1 protein-coding gene is annotated in these 793 nt (G+C 61.0%); it reads right to left on the bottom strand.

The window, feature by feature from the left end; translation table 11 throughout:
• A partial coding sequence (locus PL79_RS35895) for a T6SS effector phospholipase Tle3 domain-containing protein (protein WP_442861580.1) occupies positions 1–793 on the bottom strand: 793 nt, incomplete at both ends.

A 793-nucleotide genomic window follows, 5' to 3' on the forward strand; every position in this document is an offset into this window, starting at 1 on the left:
GTCACGAGCGTCGCCGCCACACCGAACACAGACTCGTTCCCTCTGATCGCACCCACCAGATTGAATTTGGCTGGCGGCGACGGCGGATACCAGAACCCCGGCTTCGTTCCTTGTTTGCCGTGTCGCCAATCGTCTTCCCAATACCGGTACGGTTTCTGCACGCCGACCGCGAAACCCGATGCAAACACGCGCTGCGTCAGGATACCGGCCGCGCCGATATCGTCGAGTTCGTGCTTGCTGATGCCGCGCCAGCCGATCCCTTGCACCGTCACCGCCGAAATCACCTGATCGTGCGGGCAGCAATATGCGGTGACGCGGCCATACGTCGATTCATTCAATCCGTGCCTCGCGCGATCCTCTTGCGCCGCATAAGACCGCTTGCTGGTCGGCGAGACCCGCTTGTTTTCCATGTCCTCATCGATTTTGTCGGCAGGTTGTTCGTGTGCTTTTCGAGCGCCGATGATCGACAGGAATGTGCCGAATGTCTTCGTGCGCGCGGCGTAGGTTTGTCGTCCACGCCGGCCGCTGCCGTCTTTCGTCGCGCGTTGCGACCATGTATCCATGAATGTGTCGGACTTGTTCGGGCCGTCAGCATTGGCGAGACTGTACGGTGCGTTCGCCAGCACGTAGGCGTCTGCCACGCAGTGGCCCGTGCGCCCCCACGGATCTTCGACATCGGGGAATGCGTCGCCGAAGAACGCCGCAGTGAGGCCCACGATATTTCCTTGGCTGTGGCATACGACGGTAATCGGGACATCGGCCTGCATGCTTCGGATCGACTCGATCAGCCTGG

The sequence above is a fragment of the Burkholderia sp. USMB20 genome (assembly GCF_000949135.2).
In the GTDB taxonomy this organism is placed as follows: domain Bacteria; phylum Pseudomonadota; class Gammaproteobacteria; order Burkholderiales; family Burkholderiaceae; genus Burkholderia.